The following is a 21,278-nucleotide window of genomic DNA, read 5'->3' as shown; positions in this document are numbered from 1 at the left end:
GGCATGCGACCGTTGCTGAAGTCAGTACACTCCATCCCAGCTGGGAAGCTCAACATCAGGCTGTAAACGGGAATGCCAGCTCAAGTGCGGCCAGGAGCGCCTTGGCCGCTGGAGGCAAATGCCGCTCGTGCCGGATAAACATGCTCGTACGTGTGCGCATGACGATATCGTCTTCTATCGGGATTGCGCGAACCATCCCACGCAGAACTTCGGCTTTGCAGCTGAATTCCGGCAGAAACGTCGCCCCCACACCCGAGGCGGCGTATTGGACGAGTCCCTGGACTGGGCCGACGGTGAGACTAGGAGATAGCTCGAGTTCAGCCTCACGGAAAGCTCGCGTGACCGCCTGCCTGATCCCAGCGGTGAGTGGCGGCAGTGCCAAAGGCAAATCGCAGATCGACCGCAGATCGACTGTCTCGCGTGTTGCCAACGGGTGGTTCGTGGAAACGATCAGGCGCAGCGGTTGTTCGATTGCGTATACCACCTCGATCCCGACCTCCGAGATCGTCCCAAATACGATACCGATGTCGGCCTCGTCCTCGATCACGGTGTTTATGATCTCATCAGCATTGCCGGCCAGAATCTCGATCTGTATGTCAGGGTACTTCTGCAGGAAATTTGTGAGCGTCGGGGCGATCAAGCCTTCGACAAACCCGCTGCCTGCCGCGATCGTAACAGACCCCCGTTTCAATCCTTGTAGCTCGCTGATTGTCTCGTACAACAAGGCGTCACGAACTCTCGATTCCTGCAGGTACCGATAGACGTATTGTCCAGCTTCGGTGAGCTTGATACCGCGCGCCTGCCGGATGATCAGCTCAACACCGAACTCGTATTCTAACTGGGCAACCTTGCGGCTGACTGCGGATGGAGCAATGCGCAAATGCTCCGACGCCGCGCGAATGGAGCCTAATTGAGCGACGCGGAAGAAATAATCGAGGCTTTGACGTGTGGTCGATCTGATCACTTGCAGCGGCCGGGCTCGGTGCGTTAGTCGGCTCCTACCACATTTTCACGGCCGTCGTAACAGCGCCTATCAAATCCTCCGAAGTCGAAAGTCGAGGGAAGGGCCGAGCACTCCCACCCAACCATCTCTTTTTGGCAACGGTCAGATGCCTGAATTCTGACTTGTCGTCCGACGACGCCGCTGGTTGACTCCACCGAACAGGAAAATGGGAGGTGGAACGTGATAAAAAGACGCACAATGTTGAACGCCATAGCGCTTAGCGCTACGCTTTCATGCAGCTTCGTTCTGGGCAGTTCCGAAGTTTTAGCTGACTACAAGCCCCCCATTCTTGGGGTTGTTGCTATAGACCTGCAAAATTCCTTCTTCGTGGATATGAAGAAGGCAGGCGATGTGGCGGAGAAAGACTACAAAGTCAAAGCTATCTGGCAGAGCGCAGAGGGGAGTCTTGAGAAGGAAGTTTCACTCGTAGAGAATTTCATAGCACAAAAAGTGGACGTGATCCTGGTCGATCCTCTCGACAAGAATGCGCTCATGCCGGTGATCAACAAGGCCACCGATGCAGGCATCCCCGTCATTACCATGGGCAACAAAGTCGAGGGAAAAGCGAACTACAGCACAATCTACCCGGATGCGCAGACCTGGCCGACGGTCGCCCGGGCGCTCGCACAGTCGATCGATGGAGAGGGCAAGATTGCCCTGCTTATCGGGGCGCGTGGAAGCTGGACATCGGATAACCGCGAGAAAGCGTTTACCGAAACGATCAAAAACGAGTTCCCGAAGATTCAGATCGTCGGCATTCAGCCAACCAACTGGGATGCGGCAAAATCCGCCGACGCAGTGCAAAGCTGGTTGGCCGCCAATCCAGACCTCAAGGCAATAGTGTGCCTGTCCGACTATCTCTGCTATCCGGCGCAGTCGATAGCTGATGCGGCTGGCGCCAAGCTCAAATATGCCGGCTGGGATGGTGACTCGGGGATGGCCGATTCACTTAACTCCGGCGCCACGGTCATTGACGGCCTGACCGGGGCGCCGCGCGTGGGGTATTGGAACATTGCGCTCGCGGCACGCATCGCGCGAGGTGAAAAGTTTGATCGCACCCTCTACCTGCCGGTGAAGTACATTACCTCGAAGCAAACTGCCGATACCCTAGCCGCCAAGGGGCTCAAGTTCGACTATATCACGCCGGACAAAGCCGCAGAGGAACTCGGTCAGTATTCACAGCAGCTTGGGCCAAACGCTCCAGCTTCTGCGATGAGCTCGCACTGACCGGACTAACAGTGGCGACCTCGTCAAAGATGAAGGATATGGGACACGTCAATCGCTTTGGCGTGTCTCAATTTTCCTCCGACAGCGCATCCTCGCTGCTGGCATTGGCAATCCTGGCTGTTATTGCAGCTCTAGCGATCGTCATTCCCGGCTTTCTATCCGTCGGCAACCTTTTGACGATCGGTCAACAGACCGCCGTCATCGCGATATGTGCCTTTCCCATGACGGCGCTGATCATTGCCAGAGGCATTGATCTCTCGATCGGTGCGAACTTGGCACTAAGCGGCATCGTCGCGGCTCTCACCTTACACGCTACACAGTCCGGGGCTGCGTCGATCCTGGCTGCCTTGCTCTGCGGCAGTGCACTGGGCGCTGCAAACGGGTTTTTCGTCGGATTTGCGCGCGTCGCACCGTTCATGGCCACGCTCGCCACAATGGCCATGATGCGAGGTGCAACCCTTGTGCTGTCTGGAGCAGACAGCATCCCTGTCGCCAATCAAGCTCTCATCTGGCCAGGTTCCTCAATCATCTTTGGGGTGCCAACGCCTCTTGCGATGGCACTACTGGCGGCGGTCGCCTGGAGCCTGTTCATGAGCCGGACCTTGTTGGGCCGCTGGATTTTTGCCGTCGGCGGCAATCAGAATGCGGCGGCCGCCTCTCTCGTACCGGTTAGGCGCGTCCATTTGGTAGTGTACTTGCTGGCCGGCCTGTCCGCGGGCATATGCGCGGTCGTTACCATCGGCCGGCTTGGCTCCGGGCAGCCGTTGGCTGGAATGGGCCTCGAATTCGATGCTATCACCGCAGCCATGATTGGGGGCGCTTCCTTGGCTGGTGGGCAGGGAGCCATGTTCCCCACTCTCCTCGGCGCCACTCTCCTGGGCGTGATCTCTGCAGGCTTGTCGTTTCTTCAGGTGCCACTTGAAGCAACATACATTGTCAAGGCCGCGCTCCTGTTGGCTTCAGCGTTGCTGACGACAGAGACCCTTTCCTTCCCGAAAATCTTGGGTTGGGGTCAATCAACCAAAGCGTCAGGCCAGGCTCCCGGCTTAAAGCGGACGCTGTCTGTTAATGGTCTTTCCAAATCCTACGGCAGTTTCCGAGCGCTGGACAACGCCACCCTTGAGATCCATGGCGGACGCGTGCTGGCACTGGTGGGCGAAAATGGAGCAGGCAAGTCGACCCTCGTAAAGTGTCTGACCGGGATTCAACGGGCGGACTCCGGGTCCATCGCGCTCAATGGTGCAGAGATAACCGTGAACGGCAGCAGGGATGCTCGGCTGGCGGGGATAACCGCAATCCACCAGCATTTTAGCTTGTTGCCCGATCTCACGATTGCCGAGAACCTGTTTCTAGGCCAGCCACGCACCAGGTACGGCTTCCTTGCCAGGCGTGACATGAACACCCGCGCTCGTAGCGCTCTTAAGGCTCTCGGCCTAGATTTCGATCCCGAGACACGCCTCGATCAACTGAATGTCGGGCAACGCCAGTTGGTCGAGATTGCAAAAGCGTTGGAGGCCCACGCCTGGGTCATCATCATGGATGAACCCACGTCGGCACTTTCCGTTCGGGAGCGAGACAGGCTCTTCAGCTTAGTCTCCGATCTGAAGGCCAAGGGGTGCGCGATCGTTTACATCTCGCACAAGCTGGAAGAGGTCTTTAGCCTCTGCGACGATGTCGTCATTCTTCGCGACGGCGAAGTGGTAGCAAGCGGCGAAATATCGAATTTCACGCCTGCCAGTCTTGTCGAAGGTATGGTCGGCCGCAAACTTGAGAACGTGTTTCCTCACGACGAGGTGCAGCGCGGGGATCTCATCCTGAGCGCGCAAATAGCCGAAGCCGGGCTTCTGCAAGATGTGACTGTCGATTTGTATGCTGGTGAGATCGTCGGCGTCTGCGGCTTGATGGGCAGCGGCCGAACCGAGTTGCTACGAGCCCTGGCTGGCCTTACGCCAGAGGCGAAAGGCCAAATTACGGTGAGTAGAAAGCCCATTGCGTTCGGGGATCTCCGCCAAGCCTATCAAAACGGAATCGTCTACTTGCCTGAAGACCGGCATGCCGAGGGCTTTGTCCCGCAGATGACTGTTGCAGATAACCTCGGCCTGGTTTGGATGACCCATGGCGGTGGGCTTGTTTCGCCGCCGCGCATCAGGCAACTGGCGACAAAAAAGATCGCGGAGCTACTGATCAAGCCCCCGCGTCCCGAGGCGAAGGCCCGGGAACTTTCCGGCGGAAACCAACAAAAGGTCGTGTTAGGCAAATGGTTGGCTGGCCAGCCAAAGGTCCTCTTGCTCGACGAACCGACCAACGGCGTCGATGTCGGCGCAAAGTCGGAAATTCACCGGCTGATTTCCAGATATAAGTCCCAAGGCGCGGCGATCCTGCTCGTGTCCAGCGAGCTTCCGGAAGTGCTTGGGGTTTCAGACAGGATTCTCGTCATGTCGAATGGCCGCATTGCGGCCGAGCTCCCGCGCGGGTGCAGCGAGAACGAGGTCATGTCGATTGCCTTCCAACTGGGTGGTGCGTCGACATGATTGCAGCTTCAGCAACCTATCGCCAGATCTTGTCCCGCTTGCTTGGCTGGTCGCCAGCCGTCTTGCTGGCGATAGTCGTCATCGTCGGTATCATCATCAACCCGGCCCTAATATCGGGGGCCAACCTGGCGGCAGTGGCAAGCCAGTCAATACCAATCTTCCTGATCGCGCTGGCCGCAGGCTTGGTCCTGATATCGGGGAGCATCGACCTGTCGGCCGGACTTACTGTGGCCTTGGTCAGCGTCGTTGTCGGCTTCGGCTTGAACCTGGGCTGGCCGTCTGTTCCCGCTCTGTTGCTGGGACTGGCTGCAGCGACGGCTGTCGGCTTTTGGAACGGCCTGATTGCAGGTTTTGTGCGCCTGCCGGCATTCGTGGCAACGCTGGCAACCGCCATTGCACTGCAGGGAATAAACATCTTCCTCTCGCCCGGCATCATCATCATCAAGGACCCGGTCCTCAAGGCCCTTGGAAGAGGCGCGGTTCTCGGCTTTCCGTTTCTCTATATCGTCGCAGCGATCGCGGCACTGACAGCGTATTTGCTGCTGCATCAGTCACGTTTCGGACTGAAGACCTATGCGGTTGGTTCCAGCCGGGAAAACGCCGTGCTGGCAGGATTGGCGGTCGAGCGCCATCAGTTCATGGTTTTTATAGCGAGCTCAGTCATCTGCTTTGTTGCTTCGGTGGTGATGATCTCTCGGACCCTGGTGGTAACTCCAAACGTCGGGGGCATGCCTCTTCTTCTGGACGGTATCGCTGCCGCCGTCATTGGAGGAACAAGCATTTTTGGTGGCAAGGGCACCGTTTTTGGAATCGCCTGCGGAGCCCTCATCATTGGCCTGGTAACGCATCTACTGCGTACCACCGGGGTGGACCCCTCGAGTCTGGACCTGTTCAAGGGTCTCCTAATCGCCTTCGCACTTCTCCTCGAGGTCGGTCTGGCTGCGATGCGATCATACCTGAAAACTGTCTAGCCGGGAGAACAACAATGACCTCGCCGATCGTCGACCCTCATCAGCATTTTTGGCACTTGTCCCTCGCACGCCACCACTGGTTAATCGGACCGGTCCGCGACAGGGTGTTCGGCGACTACTCGGCGATCCAACGGAATTATCTGCTCGGCGACTATCTTGAGGACACGAAAAACCAAAATGTGGTGAAATCCGTTCACATCGAAGCAGAGTTCGATGAGACGGAGCCAGTCGAAGAGACGCGCTGGCTACAGGCCCATGCGGACAAACATGGCTTTCCGCATGGCATCGTCGGCAATGCCGACCTGGCTGCTGCCGATGCCGGCGATGTTCTAGACCAGCACATGCAATACGGGAACTTCCGCGGTATCAGGCACACGCTTTGCTATGACCCGGATCCGAGAAAGAGCTTCTCAAAGCATCCAGATATCATCAATAGCGTGGAATTCAGAGCCGGATTCCAGCAGTTGGAAAACCGGGCGCTGTCATTTGATCTGGCAGCCTATTATCATCAGGCTGAGGACTCGTTCCAACTCGCGAAACGCTTCGCAAACACCCAGTTCATCGTCAACCATGCCGGCTTTCCGTTGGACAAGAGTGCGGAAGGCCTAATCAACTGGCGCGCGGCGATGAAGCGGCTGGCCGGTGCACCGAACATCGCGACCAAAATCTCCGGATTCGGTGTGTCCGACCCGAATTGGACACTTGAGAGCATCCGGCCGCTGGTATTGCACCTGATCGATTGCTTTGGTATCGAACGATGCATGTTTGCAAGCAACTTCCCCGTCGACAAGCTGTTCAAGACGTACGACGAGATCTTCAGTTGCTTCAAAGATATCGTGAACGACTTCTCAGCCGGCGACAAGAAGAGATTGTTTCACGACAACGCCGTTAGGTTGTACAAAATATAGCAACTTACCGCTGTACTAATAACGCACACGATTGGCTTCCGACCGGCGCGGAACAAGAGACAAAGCGCAATCGGGCTGGCCCAGTTCGTCGCATTTCCAACGGTATCTATCTCATTCGAGACCGGCTGGAGAGACAAGGGGCCAGCTGTCACATCCCGCACCACGCCACGGGAACCAAGGTGAATCTTCTCGAGTGGGGCCCGGCACTTGCGAATCGCCATGTCCGGCCTTTGGTACTGGAAGAGCAGGGCTTTGCCCTCAGGGGTTCAGCCTCTCTGGGCGAGCAACCTACTTTCGAATAACTGACGACAACACAAATGCCGTCAGGGTATCCCGCACGCCCGGCAACTCTGATAGCTGTTGCCAGATTTGGCGAATGCGATCGGCTTCTGGCGACTCGACTCTCACCAGCAGGTCGAAATCACCTGTCATCACGTCGCAAGAAACAATCTCTGGAATCTTTTTCAGCGCATGGATGACGTCGCCGCCTCTCATGCGGTCATGGCGATAAACGAACATCAGCGCGGTGGTGATGTGCTGCTCATTCCCGCCTTCACCGGTGACAATCGTGTAGCCCTTTATGAAACCCTCTCGTTCGAGCCGCTCGATTCGAACTCGAACCGCATTGCGGGACAAATTTACTTTGGCCGATAGCTCGGCGTGGGAAATGCGCGCGTTGGTCCTCAACTCACTGAGGATCTGTTCATCCGTACGGTCGAGGAGATACTTCATGGTGTGTTTGAGCCAGCCGATCAGGCCATGACTTCTAGCTGCATTGACCCATAAGCCAATATGGCGGCTCCGGGGAGGCGGCTTTTGTTGTGATCGCTTGCATATCGCCTGGCTGCTGACGCCAGTACAAAGCCGGGGAGGGCCGCTTTCTCGGTGTCCATAAGTGTCCTGACGCTCTGATACCCGGCAAGGATGGCACTGGTCTTGTTTCTATCCAACTCTCCATTCGGCTGGCTCGCCCAACCGACAAGCACGTCCGCAATCTCGGAAACAAGGACGTCATCGTGGCGTAGCCTGAAGTTTATCACGCCGCTGACCACGTCACCGAGGAAGAAGACATTCTGGTGAACCAGCGCCCCATGCACAGCGCCGGTCGGCAACTGCGCTTCCTGCGTTTTAGGACTGCGTTGCAGGATTGTATGAACGAGTGCCATCACCTGACCAAGGCTTCCGCATCTGGCAAGTGTAGGCACATTTGTCGACGAACCCGATACGAAACTTACGATTGCGACCAGTCGGCCAGCAGCATGAAGAGTGGCAAGGCCGTCTGTCGTGCGCATCGGCTTGGGACATGGAACGCCGTTTTCATGCAGCGTCTCCATGGTCGCGAAGGCTCGTTCCAAGTCCAGCGGTTCGGCGCCGTTCTCGAAAAGAGTTACGATGAACTCGTCCTGTTTGGTTCGGAACAGGTAAGTGGTTTCCCGATCGCCATCCGCTATCCCAACGACAGAGGACAACGAGGTCATACCGTAGGCCGATGCGATAAAGTCGCGGTCCTTGTCTGTCAGCGCGGTAAATACAGCCACGTTCGCCTCCCGTTAAGCTGAAGAGGCTTGCGAGAAACCCGCAAACTCGGCACAGTTGCCGAAAATTTGCTCAACCTGATCGGGAAGCAGAACCCCCTCTTCTTCCACGATCTGGCGCAGGTTCCTCATCCCTGCCAAGGCCCGTTTGGACAGCTCCGCCGCTTTGCTGTAGCCGATAAGCTTCGCCAAGGGCGTAGCAAGAGCAAGGGACCGGTCAAGCAGGTCTCTGCAACGATCCACGTCGACTTCGATCCCGTCCACGCAACGCTGCTTGAAAATCTCCATCCCTCTCGTCAACATCCGCATGGATTGGAGAATGTTCAAGACGATCACTGGCTCCATCGCGTTTAACTGCAGCTGACCCGCGCTGGCGGCGAGCGTCACGGTAAGATCATTGCCAATTACCTGGAAGCTGAGCTGGTTCACCATCTCAGGGATAACAGGATTGATCTTGCCGGGCATGATCGAAGAGCCTGCCTGGACGGGCGGCAAGCGGACTTCCCCCAGGCCGCCAAGCGGTCCGCTGCTCAGCAGGCGCAGGTCGTTGCAGATCTTTGTGAGCTTGACAGCAATGCGCTTCAGCATGCCTGAAAAGGAAACGAAACCGCCGGTGTCCGACGTTGCCTCAATGAAATTGCGCGCGGCAACAAGCTCGATGCCGGAAATCTGTGAAAGATGACCGCAGGCAATTCTTGGGAACCCGCGAGGCACATTGATCGACGTGCCAATGGCCGACCCTCCGAGATTGATTTCCAACAACAGTCTCGATGCCGACTGAAGCTGGATGATGTCCTCGTCGATGAGCTCGGCAAAGGCCTCGAACTCCTGACCGGCCGTCATCGGCACGGCGTCCTGAAGCTGCGTGCGACCGACCTTCACAGAATTTCCGTATCGAGCTGCTTTTGTTCGAAAGGCGTCGCGCAGGCTGGCCTGTGCCGATACCAGCCCGTCGCAAGCTCGCAATACCGTGAGGCGGATCGCGGTTGGATAGACATCGTTCGTCGACTGGGACAGGTTGACGTCATCATTGGGGTGCAGTTTTGCATAGTCGCCAACGGCGGCGCCAAGTTTGATCAACGCCAGGTTCGCCACGACCTCGTTCACATTCATATTTGTGGACGTGCCTGCTCCGCCCTGCATCATGTCTACTGGGAAATTCTCGTCGATTTCCCTGAGCTCCACAAGGTCGTCACAAGCGTCTGATATCGCTTGCGCCTTCTCGGACGAGAGCAGTCCGAGCTCCGTGTTTGCGAGTGCAGCAGCCTTTTTCACCATGGCCATGGACTGGATGAGCTCGGGAAAATCCCTCAGGCGCAATCCCGACACATCAAAGTTCTGTTCCGCGCGACGGGTATGTACGCCGTAGAGGACGTTGCCAGGGATAGCGATCGGTCCGATCAGGTCCGATTCGATGCGTTCGACGATCATTGTTCCCCTCTTAGGACAGGATTCCGGCGTAACGCATAGCCTCATCGATTGCCGCCTGGACCGAGGGACTAACTGTGACAAGTGGCAGTCGCAAGTCATCGCGCATCCGACCAAGGCGCTGCAGGGCATATTTGGGCCCGGCAGGGTTGGTCTCCAGGAAAAGGGCCCGGTGGAGGGGCATCAGGCGATCTTGCAGCTCCAAGGCAGCGGCAAAGTCAAAATTCAGGCATGCTTTCTGAAAGTCCGCACAAAGGCGGGGAGCGACATTTGCCGTGACCGAGATGCAGCCATGTCCGCCATGAGCCATGTAGCCCAGGGCGGCCCCGTCCTCGCCAGTGAGAAGATTAAATTCTCTTCCGCAGGCCATCCGTTCCAGAGACGGGCGCAAGATGTTGCCGGTCGCGTCCTTGACGCCCGACACATTTCGGCATTCCTTGAAAATGCGCGCCAGCGTTTCGACCTGGATATCGATGACGCTTCGCCCGGGAATGTTGTAGACGATGATTGGAACCGTCGCCTCGGCATCGATAGCCTTGAAGTGCTGATAGATGCCTTCCTGCGTGGGTTTGTTGTAGTAGGGTGACACGATTAGCAGCCCGTCGGCGCCAGCCTGTTGCGCGTGACGCACAAAGTCGATCGCCTCGGCCGTACTGTTTGAGCCGGCCCCCGCAATCACCGGGACCCGGCCCTTGGCTGTCTCGATAGTAATCTCGACAACCTTCTTATGCTCGGCGTGGCTGAGGGTAGGGCTCTCGCCTGTGGTTCCGCAGGGAACCAAGCCGGAGGATCCCTCCTTGATCTGCCACTCGACGTGGGTGCGCAGGGCAACCTCATCGACACGACCCTCAGCGAACGGCGTAACTAGCGCGGTAATGGAACCTTTGAACATATAAATACCTCTGGGTGCGGTAAGGGGAATTAGCTGAAGGCTGTCGTCACCGCCTCAAACGGTTGATACACACGACCTTGGGCTGCGACATGTCTTCATAAGCAAACCGCACGCCCTCGCGACCCATGCTGCCATACTTGAAACCCCCAAATGGCATCGCATCGAAGCGGTAGTCCGAGGAGTCGTTGATCATGACGCCGCCGGCCTCGATCTTATCGGCAGCCTCGAGAGCTCCATCGAGGTCATTGGTGAAAATGCCGGCGTGGAGGCTGTACTCGGGGCCATTTGCAAGGACGATCGCGTCGCTGAGCTCATCGAAGGGCTCAAGAATGACGATCGGGGCGAACACCTCTTCAATCCACGCATCGCAAGACGCGGGGACGCTCTCCAGGACTGTCGGCGGGTAAAGGTTGCCGGCGGGCTCGTGGCCGCAAAGCAGTGTCGAGCCAGCGGCGAGAGCGCGGTTGACCATCGCGGCGGCTCGACCGACGGCCTTGCTCGATATCATCGGGCCGACGTCGGTATCCGCGTCCAGGGGATTGCCAGTCTTGAGTTTCTTTGTTGCAGCTACGAACTCCGTCCTGAAACGATGGTAGATAGGACGCTGAACCAGGATTCTTTGCGTGCCAATGCAATTTTGGCCGGCTGCCCAGTAGGCCCCTGATACGCAACTTTCGACAGCAGCGTCAAAGTCGCAATTCTCCATCACGATGACGGGCGCATTGCCGCCCAGATCCATCGCAAGTTTCTTGATGCCCGCGGCCTTTGCAATTGCCTCGCCGGTGGCGAAGCCGCCGGTGAAGGAGATCATGCGGACGTGCTTTGCTGAAACGAGAGCTTCCCCGAGCTCGGGTCCGCCAACCGCAACCGTCACGATTTCCTCGGGAAGGCCGCACTCGAGAAGAACCTCGACAAGTTTGATCGCCGAAAGGGGGGTGAGCTCGGAAGGTTTCAAAATCACTGCGTTCCCGGCGGCTATTGCCGGACCGAGTTTGTGAGCAACGAGGTTGAGAGGGTCGTTGTAAGGCGTGATGGCGGCGATGATGCCAAGTGGCTCTCTTGTGTACCAGCCCTTCCGGCACTCCGAGCCGGCGTAGGAGTCGAACGGAATAACCTCGCCAGCATTACGCCTCGCCTCATCGGTGGAGAGTTTCAGAGTGTTGACGCACCGGGTCGTCTCTTTGCGCGCCTGAGTGATCGTCTTGCCGGCTTCCCTTACGATGAGGAGCGCGAATTCCTCCTTTGCGGCTTCGATTGCAGCGGCGGCCTTTTCCAGGATTGTGGCCCGTTGGTGTCGTGGAAGATCTCTCGCAATCTGCGCACCGCGGCTTGCTCGTTCCAAAAGCGTGTGTATGCCTGCAGCGCAGGTCTCAGAGACTGTTCCGACAACCGAACCGTCAAACGGATTGCTGACGACAATTTCCCCGGCGCCCGTCGTCTTGCCAAGCGCACGATTGTACATCACGCGGCCTCCTTGGTGATGCCAGACGTGGCGGCGGCATGAATGGCAACGATGTCGGAAAGAAGCGCGTATGCGGTCTCGATCCGGCCGGCGCCGGGTCCTGTGATCGTTACAGCGCCTAGCAGCTCGGTGTTCAGCGAAACGGCGTTGGTCGCCCCACTGACCGATGCCAGCCGATGCTCCAGTGCAAGCCGCTTCGGCGCGACACTGCCTGTTACCTTTCCGTCCTCCGCCCGGACAGCAGATCCGATCAACTTCCAGCGGCTGTGTGCCTTTGCAGCAGCCTCAATCTCGGAAGGCGAGAGATCGGAAATGCCCTTGCACGTCACGTCCTCCGGCTTCAGGTTCGCCCCTAGCAACTCGTTCGCCAGAATGACCACCTTGAGGCGCACGTCGAAGCCCTCGACGTCGGCAGTGGGGTCGGCTTCGGCATAGCCGAGTTCCTGTGCCTCCTTGACCGCAGCAGCAAAGTCTAGGCCGCTTTCCATGCGGCCGAGGACGAAGTTGGATGTTCCGTTCAGAATTCCCTCGAAGCCCTTTACTTCAGCACCTGCAAGGGTCTTCTCCGCCATCCGGATGACCGGGGTTCCGCTCATGACCGAACCTTCGTATTCGAAACGAACTCCGTTTGCCTTTGCCAGGGCCTTTAGTTCCCGCACTGCAATAGCCACCGGGCCTTTGTTCGTGGTGACGACATGCCGGCCGGTCTGCAGTGCCCAACGGCAATGGGAAACGGCGGGTTCACCGTCCTTCGGATTGGTGAAGGTCGCCTCGACGACTATGTCTGCGGGCGCCGTCTTGATGATCGTCTCATTGTCAGCCTCGGAACTCCCGCCCGAAAGCTGCCCAAAACCGCCTTTTGCGAAATTGGCTTCGACCAGTGTCTTGGCATCAAGGCCGTTGGGAGAAATGACCGAACCCAGATAGAGGTCGCTGACCGCTACGATATTCAATCGAAACCCCAAGTCGCGCTCCCACAGATGGTTCTTGGTGGCGATGAGCTCGGCCAGAGCGCGATTAACGCCGCCGAAGCCGATTAGAGCAATATTGTAGATTGTCATGGCGGTCCTCCAGTGAAGGTCTAGGTACCGCAATTGTGAGATGCGGATCGCTCAGCCGGAACGGCGCAAACGGACCAAACAGTTGAGCATTTTGCTCAATCGACCGCCGACCTGCGCCTCATGAGGGCGGTGTCTGTTGAGAGCCGTTCTTCCAGCTCTTCTGTATGAGGCCGCGACCGTGATCTTGACGCGCACTCATGCGGAAAGTGAGTTGCGAACCTGGGGGCTCAAACTTCGTGAGAAACTCGGTTTCAAGCGAGCCGCTGTCGCCGTCGCCCGGAAGCTGGCGGTCATATGCATGATACTTGATCTTCGAACGCAATCGCGCGATCCCCGTCGCCAGGATACGCCCATGGTCAGCTATCATTGAAGTTCCGGGTATTGGAAGGGATGCGCTCTGCTGGGACCGCCGCGTCGCCTCTTCGACCAGGGCTGCCTCATAGAGAAGTTCGTAACGTTGCAGGACGAGTTCCTCGTTCCAGTCGCAGCCGCCAAAGCCAAACGCGATTGCCGCACGCTGCCGACGCTCGCGCCTCACTGGGACGTGGGTGGCCTCCTCAGCCCAGGCCAACAGACGTGGCTGAAGAACGTTCTCGACCACCGCAGGCGCCCCGGAGCGATGATCCTCGCAAGGGAAGTAGTCGTACCAGCTCCGCCAGACAGGCGGGGAAGCGCCAATGGCGTCTTCGGCGCGTGTGAGCGCAAGATAGCTGATCGAGATGACCCGCGGCTCGCGCTGCTCATCGGCTCGATCACGGTCAGCGAACGTATACACTGCTCGATATAGCCAAGCTGATGACCCGTTTGATGTTCCACCCAGACCCGTAAGCCAGATTGGAGGGAGCGATGGCCGAGCTCGAATGGGCCTGACGGCAGCGTGTCCGTGCCGCCGACTGTGAGAACGCTTGGCTTGCCACTGTTTATGGCCACTACGACCGCGATCAGGTCGACTTTAGCATCAGTGGCCGTGCCTGGGGACTCGACTTTCCGCATCGATTTTCTCTGGTCGCTCATATTCCTCACGTACGGGCGAAGCCCAGATATCAGCAGCTGAATCGATTGAATTCAGGCTATTACGATTACGTATCAACGTCACTCATCGGTCTCATCTAGCCCTTCGGAAAACACGATAGCTATGCCAAATACGACGCTCTCGGTCTGTGCCCTGAGGAAGGAAACACAAACTGGGCCATTGCTTGAAAGGTTGACCTGGCTCAAGGTCGAAGTTGAAACGCGCAACTCCCGGAATGGGTGGCGCGCCTAGTTCGTGTGGCTTGTTTTGCGGGCGGCATTGATGCCTTGAGCGGGCGCGGTAGCGTCTTGCGTAGTGTGTTGCCCGGTTGGCTATGATCGTGCCCACTGGGGTGGTGTAGCTGACGGCATTGGTTCGCCGAGCTGTCCGGCGTGGGCCGGGCTGATCAGCGCGCCACGGCTGGCAAGCTGATGAGGGGATCATCACTCATCTGGCTGATTGTCTCAAGGGTCATATAGCGGGCCCGCTGGACGGCCCACTCATCATTCTGTTCGAGCAGCAGCGCCCCGACGAGGCGCACGATCGCATCGTCGTTCGGGAAGATTCCGACGACCTCGGTGCGTCGCTTGATCTCGCCGTTGAGACGCTCGATCGGATTCGTCGAGTGGAGCTTGGCGCGATGTTCCTTCGGGAAGGTCATATAGGCCAGCACGTCGGGCTCGGCGTCATCCATGATTGTCGCCAGCTTCGGGACCTTGGGCCGGGTCTGATCAGCCACGGCGCGCCATTGGGTGCTCGCGGCCTCGGGCGTTTCCTGGGCGAAGGCGGTGGCGATGAAGGCCGAGACGACGCGTCGCCCGCTCTTGCCGGCGTGCGACAGCACGTTCCTCATGAAGTGAACGCGGCAGCGCTGCCATGTGGCTGAGAGCACCTTGGTCACCGCGGCCTTCAGACCCTCATGGGCATCGGAGACGACGAGCTTGACCCCGCGCGACCGCGCCGGGTGAGCTTGCGCAGGAACTCCGTCCAGATCGGCTCGGCCTCCGAGGTGCCGATCTCCATGCCGAGCACCTCACGCCGGCCGTCGCTGTTCACGCCCACTGCGATGATGACGGCGACCGAGACCATGCGGCCGCCGCGGCGCACCTTGAGATAAGTCGCATCGATCCAAAGATACGGCCAATCACCCTCGATCGGCCGTTCGAGGAAGGCTTTCACCTTGCCGTCGATCTCTTCGCACAGCCGCGACACCTGGCTCTTGGAGATGCCGCTCATGCCCATTGCCTTAACCAGGTCGTCGACCGAGCGGGTCGAGATGCCTTGCACGTAGGCCTCCTGGATGACGGCCGTCAGCGCCTTCTCAGCCATGCGGCGAGGCTCCAGGAAGCTGGGGAAGTAGGAGCCCTTCCTCAGCTTGGGGATGCGCAGCTCGACCGTTCCGGTCTCGGGTCTCCCAGTCCCTGTCGCGGTAGCCATTGCGCTGGGTGGTCCGCAGCGGGGTCTTCTCGCCATAGCCGGCGCCCGTGGCGGCACCTACTTCCAGCTCCATCAGCCGCTCGGCGGCAAAGCCGATCATCTCGCGCAGCAGATCCGCATCGGGGGTCTTCTCCACGAGCGCGCGCAGGTTCATCATGTCGTCGGTCATCGGTGGTTCCTTCCGAAATGGGTTGGCGTCAACAACCAAACCCTACCGGAAAGCGCCGATGACCACCGACAGGCCGCTCGCTCGCTACAGCGCTACTAACGGCGCGCTCGCGAGCGGCTTCATAACCCTCACCTACACCACCTGATGGGACACGACCTTGGCTATCCCCCAAATGGTCGCGAGGGGTTCAACCGAGTGAAGCCAACCCCATTCGCAACCATTCATCACCAACACGCATCGTCGCGATGTTATGAAGGGCGCAGGTAGGAAGGGCGCAAATGCACTACCTGAGCGATCCAGCAGTTGCATAGGAATCGCTTCGATTGGTATCGCCGCTGCCTCGTTAGTACGGTAGGTGGCTAAATTGCTGTGCGTTGCCAAGTTTCGCGCGATGGCCTAGCTACGAGTGGTAGAAAACGATGAAGTACAATCAGCTCGAAGCATTCTACCAGGTCATGCTGACCGGCAGCATTTCACAGGCTGCGAAGAACCTGGGCCGTACGCAGCCTGCTGTCAGCATGACGATAGGCGGTCTCGAAGACCTATTGGCCGTCAAACTATTCGACCGGCATGCCGGTCGAATAACGCCGAGAGCTGAAGCGAAGGTCTTGTTCGAACAAATAAACCCCGTGATGCAGCAGCTTCGCGAAATTCGCGGTCGGTTCAACCGACTGGACGCGTTTCCAGTGCCGCGGATTTCCATCATAGCGTCCAGTAACCTGGCGACTCACCTTGTGCCTCACGCGATCACAAAACTCGCGGCGAGTGGACAGGAATTCAGGGTCATGAACGGCTCGTCTGACTCCATTGTGCTGGAGATGGAGAACCAGAGACATGACATCGCGATAACCGATCTGGGCATCAGAGAGATTCCGTTGGGATCCCCTCTTTTCGATTCCGAGGTCTTTCATGTTCCGGTCTGCGCAATTTACCCTAAGGGGCTTGTCGCGAATCGAGGTTCAAGCCTTTCTCTGCAGGATTTGGCCGGACTTGAGATCTGCTCTCTGTACGAGGAAAACCTAGCGGCACAGGCTGTGAGGGCGAAGCTCGGTTCGCCGAGGGTAGAGTTCGGAAGCTTTTTTCCGATGGCCTGCTACGCGGTCCTTGGTGGCAGCGTCGCGATTGCCGATGCTATCACGTGCAGCACGCTTCTAGCTCTGACTCGCAACACCCTGCCCGCGGAATGCCGGGCGCTCGAAGGTATCGAGCCCTCGCCATACTACCTGATGCGGACGCGGTACCGGCCATGGTCCCACATGGCGGATCAGAGCTACGAGGCCCTGCGCGTGGAGCTCAGCAAGCACCAGACCTTTGAAGCCACGGCTTCTGACGCTTAGGTTGTCGAGGTGCGGGAGGAATTTGGTCTCGCCATAAGAATTGCTTATGCGGGTATCAAGATTTCGATTTTGCTCTTATGATCAGCAACGCGCATGTTCAGGTCTCCCTTGCTAGAGGAACCTCCAATGCGCGTCACCAACATCCGTGCCTATCATATCCCCACGGGCGGCGTGCGCCCGGTTCTGGTTGAGGTAGAGACCGACGAGGGCATCACCGGATGGGGTGAGGCGGCGGTCGCTTATGGTCTAGGCGCTCGGGCAGCCGTTGGCATGATATCGGACTACGCTCACCGGGTGATTGGCGCCGATCCGCGTTACCCACGGCACGTCTATCACCATCTCTACGACAATTCATTCTGGACCAAGGGCGGCGGCGCGATCTCGTTTGCAGCTATCAGTGCGATCGACCAGGCCCTGTGGGATATCAAGGGCAAGGCTGCCGGGATGCCAGTCTACGAATTCTTCGGTGGTTCCTTCGAGCCGAAGGCTCAGGTCTATGCCAACGGGTGGAACTACCACTGCAACGATGCCGTCGAATGGGCCAAGGCTGCTGAGCGGCCTTTGAAGGACGGTTACAGGATTTTGAAAAGTTATCCTCTGGCTACGCAGCAACCTGGCCGGACGCTGACACATGTTCAGCGCCGTATGCTGTCGCCAGAGGAGTTCACACGCGCCGTCGATCGCATTCGCAACCTGAAGGAAGTCGTGGGTGATCAAGCGGAGTTGATGATCGACCTGTCCGGTGGCCTCAGCAATGACCAGCTGCTGCGCATCCTCGATCTCTGTGAAGAATTGAAGGTCATGTGGGTCGAGGAGCCCCTTGATGCGTTCAATCTGGCTGGTCTCAAGAACCTTGCCGGGCGTTTCCGCTTTCCGATTGCCGCCGGCGAGCGCGTCTACACACGCAATGGATTCCGCAACCTTTTGGACACCGGTGCGATCGATGTGGTGATGCCGGATGTCGGCAACTGCGGCGGCGTCTTCGAACTCGTTCAGATCGCAGCCATGGCCGAGGCCTACAACGCGCGTGTATCGCCTCACAACTGCGCGTCTACGCTTTGCACTGCGGCTTCGCTCCAGGTCTGGGCGGCGTGCGCCAATTCGATGCCGCTCGAGATCTATCCGTATCTTCCCCAGTCGGACGGGTATGTGCAGGTTCTTGCTAATGCTCCAGAGGATCGCATCAAGGACGGTTATCTCGAAGTCCTGTCAGAACCGGGTCTTGGCGCCACGGTCGAGGCAAAGCGGTTGGAACCCTACAGGCTGTTCGACTATCGCTCGAGCAACTAGGCGATGTCGCATAGGCAGGAGCTGGAGAACCCGACGACCAATTAGCTGACTAACATGCGTTCAAAAATGGCGGCATGGGAGAGATCGACCTATCGCTTGAGCGATAGGCGACGCCGACGGAGCAACCCCCCAGGAAACTCTCAGGCAAAGGTGACCATGCCGTTGAACGATCTGGAGAGAGGCGCGGAAGGCGCCCACCGAAGGGGAACGCCGAACGGGCCACGCCTGCGCGGTTAAGCTCTCAGGTATAGCGACAGATTGGGGAAGAGCCGCGGGATCGAACCCGCACCCATCCTATCGCGGAGAGCGCAATGCCCCATATAGCTGTCATCGGTGCCGGTATCACCGGCGTCACCACTGCCTATGCCCTGTTGGAACGTAGCTACTCGGTTACCGTCATCGAGCGGCAACGCTATGCGGCCATGGAGACCTCGTTCGCCAATGGAGGTCAGCTCTCCGCAAGCAATGCCGAGGTCTGGAACCACTGGTCGACCATGCTCAAGGGCATCAAGTGGATGATGCGCCGTGACGCGCCCCTGCTCATGAATCCGGCGCCCACGTGGCACAAATATTCATGGCTGGCCGAATTCGTTTCCAACATAGCGAACTACCGTCAGAACACCGTCAAGACCACACAGCTGGCGATCGAGGCACGCAAGCACCTGTTTGCCATCGCCGAACGCGAGAAGATCGACTTCAACCACGTCTGTCGCGGCATTTTGCACGTCTACTGGGACAAATCGAGTTTTCAGCACGCGCTCAAGGTGAATTCCATGCTCGTCGAGGGGGGCCTTGACCGCCGACCCGTAACGGCATCGGAAATCAAGTCGATCGAACCGGCGCTGCACGGCAGCTTCCATGCAGGTTTCTACACCCCTTCGGATTCAACGGGCGACATCCACAAGTTCACCTCCGGCCTCGCCAAGGCCTGCGAGCGGCGAGGAGCGAATTTCGTCTTCGATGCCACAGTCGAAAGCATTGTGCGCGATGGGAAGTTCCGTATCGGTTACACTCGCAATGGTCTGGACGGCCCGTCGGAGGAAATTGACGTTGATGGCATCGTCGTCTGCGCCGGACTTGCCAGTCGCCATTTCGCGAAGATCCTTGGCGACCGCGTCAACGTATATCCAGTGAAGGGCTATTCGATCACGGTGGATCTTGAGGACGACGGCAGCCAGGGGGCCGCACCTTGGGTCAGTCTTCTCGACGATCGAGCCAAGATCGTCACCAGCCGTCTCGGGCCAGACCGCTTCCGCGTAGCGGGAACGGCCGAGTTCAACGGCGCAAACCGCGATATCCGCAATGATCGTGTCGCCCCGCTGGTGGAGTGGATGCGTACGCTTTTTCCAGCGGTTGACACTCACAAGGTCGTGCCTTGGGCGGGCTTGAGGCCGATGATGCCAAACATGATGCCGAGGATCGGGAAGGGACGTCAGCCGGGAGTGTTCTACAACACCGGCCATGGTCATCTGGGCTGGACGCTTTCGGCCGTGACCGCCCAGATGGTTGCCGAAAGCGTCTCTGCTCAGTTCAACGCCGGTGCCGCTGCGGCTTGATCCAAGGGGCCTCCGTCATGGACGCAATGAGCCGATTTGAAACTAGCGTGGCCCTTTACGGCCTTAGAGTGGCCCGGGAGCTCCATGACTTTGTGGCCGAGGAGGCCGCGCCTGGCACCGGCATCGACGCCGAACAATTCTGGACCGGTTTTTCGGCCATCGTGCATGAGCTGGCGCCGAAGAACCGGGCGCTGCTCGCCAAGCGCGACGCCATGCAGGAGAAGCTCGACGGCTGGTACCGCGCCAACGGCGCACCGATCGACAAGGAGGGCTACAAGGGCTTCCTGAAGGAGATCGGCTATTTGGTGTCGGAAGGGCCGGCCTTCAGCGTCTCGACCGACCATGTCGACCCCGAGATCGCCATCGTCGCCGGGCCGCAGCTGGTCGTGCCGGTGATGAACGCGCGCTATGCGCTCAACGCCGCCAATGCCCGCTGGGGCTCGCTCTATGACGCGCTTTACGGCACCGACGCCATTCCCGAGACGGGCGGCGCCGAGAAGGGCAAAGGTTTTAACCCCACGCGCGGCGCCAAGGTGATCGCCTGGGCCAGGGATTTCCTCGACCAGTCGGTGCCGCTGACCACCGGCAAATGGGCCGGCATCAACGGGCTCTCGGTGGCGAACGGCGCGCTGAAGGTGGGCGAGGGCGCCGGCGCCACCACGCTCGCCGATCCAAAACAGTTCGTCGGCTATCGCGGCGACGCCGCCACGCCGGAGGCCGTGCTTTTAGTGAAGAACGGCCTGCACATCGAGATCGTCATCGACCGCGCCAACCAGATCGGCAAGACCGATCCGGCCGGCATCGCCGATGTCATCCTCGAAGCCGCTCTGACCACCATCCAGGACTGCGAGGATTCGGTCGCCGCCGTGGATGCCGAGGACAAGGTCGTCGTCTACCGCAACTGGCTCGGTCTGATGAAGGGCGATCTGGCGGAAGAGATTACCAAGGGCGGCAAGACCTTTGTCCGCAGGCTCAACCCGGATCGCCGCTACACGGCGCCGAATGGCGGGCAGCTGCTGCTGCCCGGCCGCTCACTGATGCTGGTGAGAAACGTCGGCCACCTGATGACCAACCCCGCGATTATCGACCGCGACGGGCATGAGGTGCCGGAAGGCATCATGGACGCGGCATTGACCGCGCTGATCGCGCTGCACGATGTCGGCGAGAACGGCCGCCGCGCCAATTCCCGCGCCGGCTCGATGTATGTGGTGAAGCCGAAGATGCACGGGCCGGAAGAGGTCGCCTTCGCCGTCGAGATTTTTGGCCGCGTCGAGGCCCTGCTCGGCATGGCGAAAAACACCATCAAGATGGGCATCATGGATGAGGAGCGGCGCACCACCGTCAACCTCAAGGAAGCGATCCGCGCCTCCAAAGAACGCGTGGTGTTCATCAACACCGGCTTCCTCGACCGCACCGGCGACGAGATCCACACCTCGATGGAAGCCGGCCCGATGATCCG

15 protein-coding genes, 3 pseudogenes and 1 riboswitch are annotated in these 21,278 nt (G+C 58.8%); of the genes and pseudogenes, 9 read left to right on the top strand and 9 right to left on the bottom strand.

The window, feature by feature from the left end; translation table 11 throughout:
- Nucleotides 1-55: 55 nt before the first annotated feature.
- Nucleotides 56-964, bottom strand: a complete 909-nt coding sequence (locus tag P9228_RS21785; RefSeq protein ID WP_278055513.1) for a LysR family transcriptional regulator — start codon at nucleotides 962-964, stop codon at nucleotides 56-58.
- A gap of 237 nt (nucleotides 965-1,201) precedes the next feature.
- Here P9228_RS21785 and P9228_RS21780 point away from each other — a divergent pair, with 237 nt between their 5' ends.
- Genes P9228_RS21780 through P9228_RS21765 form a run of 4 tightly spaced genes read left to right on the top strand, consistent with a single transcriptional unit; the run spans nucleotide 1,202 to nucleotide 6,640 of the window.
- Nucleotides 1,202-2,230: a sugar ABC transporter substrate-binding protein gene (locus tag P9228_RS21780; protein WP_278055511.1), complete on the top strand. Its 1,029-nt coding sequence runs from the start codon at nucleotides 1,202-1,204 to the stop codon at nucleotides 2,228-2,230.
- Between the two features lie 29 nt (nucleotides 2,231-2,259).
- Nucleotides 2,260-4,761 carry an ATP-binding cassette domain-containing protein gene (locus P9228_RS21775; RefSeq protein ID WP_278055509.1) on the top strand — a complete coding sequence of 834 codons (2,502 nt, stop codon included), beginning with the start codon at nucleotides 2,260-2,262 and terminating at the stop codon, nucleotides 4,759-4,761.
- A complete protein-coding gene (locus P9228_RS21770) occupies nucleotides 4,758-5,732 on the top strand; it encodes an ABC transporter permease (RefSeq protein ID WP_278055508.1) in 975 nt (324 codons plus the stop codon). The genes P9228_RS21775 and P9228_RS21770 overlap by 4 nt, the downstream gene beginning before the upstream one ends.
- Nucleotides 5,733-5,746: 14 nt before the next feature.
- Nucleotides 5,747-6,640 (top strand): amidohydrolase family protein, encoded by an 894-nt coding sequence (locus P9228_RS21765; RefSeq protein ID WP_278055506.1) that lies wholly within the window; start codon nucleotides 5,747-5,749, stop codon nucleotides 6,638-6,640.
- Nucleotides 6,641-6,928: 288 nt separating this feature from the next.
- Here P9228_RS21765 and P9228_RS21760 read toward each other — a convergent pair whose 3' ends face one another.
- Genes P9228_RS21760 through P9228_RS21735 form a run of 6 tightly spaced genes read right to left on the bottom strand, consistent with a single transcriptional unit; the run spans nucleotide 6,929 to nucleotide 13,018 of the window.
- Nucleotides 6,929-7,372: an Lrp/AsnC family transcriptional regulator gene (locus P9228_RS21760; protein ID WP_278055504.1), complete on the bottom strand. Its 444-nt coding sequence runs from the start codon at nucleotides 7,370-7,372 to the stop codon at nucleotides 6,929-6,931.
- A gap of 20 nt (nucleotides 7,373-7,392) precedes the next feature.
- Nucleotides 7,393-8,178 carry a phosphotransferase gene (locus P9228_RS21755; RefSeq protein ID WP_278055502.1) on the bottom strand — a complete coding sequence of 262 codons (786 nt, stop codon included), beginning with the start codon at nucleotides 8,176-8,178 and terminating at the stop codon, nucleotides 7,393-7,395.
- 12 nt (nucleotides 8,179-8,190) lie between these two features.
- Entirely contained in the window at nucleotides 8,191-9,606 is a 1,416-nt protein-coding gene (locus P9228_RS21750) for an aspartate ammonia-lyase (RefSeq protein WP_278055500.1), read from the bottom strand.
- A 10-nt stretch (nucleotides 9,607-9,616) separates the two neighbouring features.
- Nucleotides 9,617-10,495 (bottom strand): 4-hydroxy-tetrahydrodipicolinate synthase, encoded by an 879-nt coding sequence (gene dapA / locus P9228_RS21745; RefSeq protein WP_278055498.1) that lies wholly within the window; start codon nucleotides 10,493-10,495, stop codon nucleotides 9,617-9,619.
- 46 nt (nucleotides 10,496-10,541) lie between these two features.
- On the bottom strand, nucleotides 10,542-11,957 hold the full coding sequence (locus P9228_RS21740) for an aldehyde dehydrogenase family protein (RefSeq protein WP_278055496.1): 1,416 nt from the start codon (nucleotides 11,955-11,957) through the stop codon (nucleotides 10,542-10,544).
- A complete protein-coding gene (locus tag P9228_RS21735) occupies nucleotides 11,957-13,018 on the bottom strand; it encodes a homoserine dehydrogenase (RefSeq protein ID WP_278055494.1) in 1,062 nt (353 codons plus the stop codon). Before P9228_RS21735 ends, P9228_RS21740 begins: the two co-directional genes overlap by 1 nt.
- Before the next feature lie 157 nt (nucleotides 13,019-13,175).
- On the opposite strand from P9228_RS21735, the pseudogene P9228_RS21730 reads away from it, so the two are divergent.
- A pseudogene (locus tag P9228_RS21730) lies at nucleotides 13,176-13,388 on the top strand (IS110 family transposase); the annotation flags it as partial.
- Here P9228_RS21730 and P9228_RS21725 read toward each other — a convergent pair.
- A pseudogene (locus tag P9228_RS21725) lies at nucleotides 13,320-14,011 on the bottom strand (hypothetical protein); the annotation flags it as partial. The pseudogenes P9228_RS21730 and P9228_RS21725 sit on opposite strands and share 69 nt — an antisense overlap.
- A gap of 425 nt (nucleotides 14,012-14,436) precedes the next feature.
- Nucleotides 14,437-15,636 (bottom strand): annotated as a pseudogene (locus tag P9228_RS21720) (IS256 family transposase).
- Nucleotides 15,637-16,055: 419 nt separating this feature from the next.
- Here P9228_RS21720 and P9228_RS21715 point away from each other — a divergent pair.
- The 4 genes from P9228_RS21715 to P9228_RS21700 form a co-directional block, all read left to right on the top strand.
- On the top strand, nucleotides 16,056-16,973 hold the full coding sequence (locus P9228_RS21715; RefSeq protein WP_278055493.1) for a LysR family transcriptional regulator: 918 nt from the start codon (nucleotides 16,056-16,058) through the stop codon (nucleotides 16,971-16,973).
- Nucleotides 16,974-17,099: 126 nt separating this feature from the next.
- Nucleotides 17,100-18,263: a mandelate racemase/muconate lactonizing enzyme family protein gene (locus P9228_RS21710; RefSeq protein ID WP_278055491.1), complete on the top strand. Its 1,164-nt coding sequence runs from the start codon at nucleotides 17,100-17,102 to the stop codon at nucleotides 18,261-18,263.
- A gap of 161 nt (nucleotides 18,264-18,424) precedes the next feature.
- Nucleotides 18,425-18,530: riboswitch (glycine riboswitch) on the top strand.
- Nucleotides 18,531-18,574: 44 nt separating this feature from the next.
- Complete coding sequence (locus P9228_RS21705) at nucleotides 18,575-19,819, top strand: D-amino acid dehydrogenase (protein WP_278055488.1); 1,245 nt, start codon at nucleotides 18,575-18,577, stop codon at nucleotides 19,817-19,819.
- 17 nt (nucleotides 19,820-19,836) lie between these two features.
- Nucleotides 19,837-21,278 (top strand): malate synthase G (locus P9228_RS21700; protein WP_278055487.1); only part of this gene is annotated, 1,442 nt, incomplete at its 3' end.

The organism is Mesorhizobium sp. WSM4898 (genome assembly GCF_029625845.1).
In the GTDB taxonomy this organism is placed as follows: domain Bacteria; phylum Pseudomonadota; class Alphaproteobacteria; order Rhizobiales; family Rhizobiaceae; genus Mesorhizobium.
This window is presented reverse-complemented; position numbering and strand designations above follow the sequence as displayed.

Coding starts and splice junctions, on each gene's coding strand:
- P9228_RS21760 (WP_278055504.1), bottom strand. CDS start 7,372: ATGAAGTATCTCCTCGACCGTACGGATGAACAGATCCTCAGTGAGTTG.
- P9228_RS21735 (WP_278055494.1), bottom strand. CDS start 13,018: ATGACAATCTACAATATTGCTCTAATCGGCTTCGGCGGCGTTAATCGC.
- P9228_RS21705 (WP_278055488.1), top strand. CDS start 18,575: ATGCCCCATATAGCTGTCATCGGTGCCGGTATCACCGGCGTCACCACT.
- P9228_RS21750 (WP_278055500.1), bottom strand. CDS start 9,606: ATGATCGTCGAACGCATCGAATCGGACCTGATCGGACCGATCGCTATC.
- P9228_RS21715 (WP_278055493.1), top strand. CDS start 16,056: ATGAAGTACAATCAGCTCGAAGCATTCTACCAGGTCATGCTGACCGGC.
- P9228_RS21775 (WP_278055509.1), top strand. CDS start 2,260: ATGAAGGATATGGGACACGTCAATCGCTTTGGCGTGTCTCAATTTTCC.
- P9228_RS21765 (WP_278055506.1), top strand. CDS start 5,747: ATGACCTCGCCGATCGTCGACCCTCATCAGCATTTTTGGCACTTGTCC.
- P9228_RS21780 (WP_278055511.1), top strand. CDS start 1,202: ATGTTGAACGCCATAGCGCTTAGCGCTACGCTTTCATGCAGCTTCGTT.
- P9228_RS21770 (WP_278055508.1), top strand. CDS start 4,758: ATGATTGCAGCTTCAGCAACCTATCGCCAGATCTTGTCCCGCTTGCTT.
- P9228_RS21740 (WP_278055496.1), bottom strand. CDS start 11,957: ATGTACAATCGTGCGCTTGGCAAGACGACGGGCGCCGGGGAAATTGTC.
- dapA (WP_278055498.1), bottom strand. CDS start 10,495: ATGTTCAAAGGTTCCATTACCGCGCTAGTTACGCCGTTCGCTGAGGGT.
- P9228_RS21710 (WP_278055491.1), top strand. CDS start 17,100: ATGCGCGTCACCAACATCCGTGCCTATCATATCCCCACGGGCGGCGTG.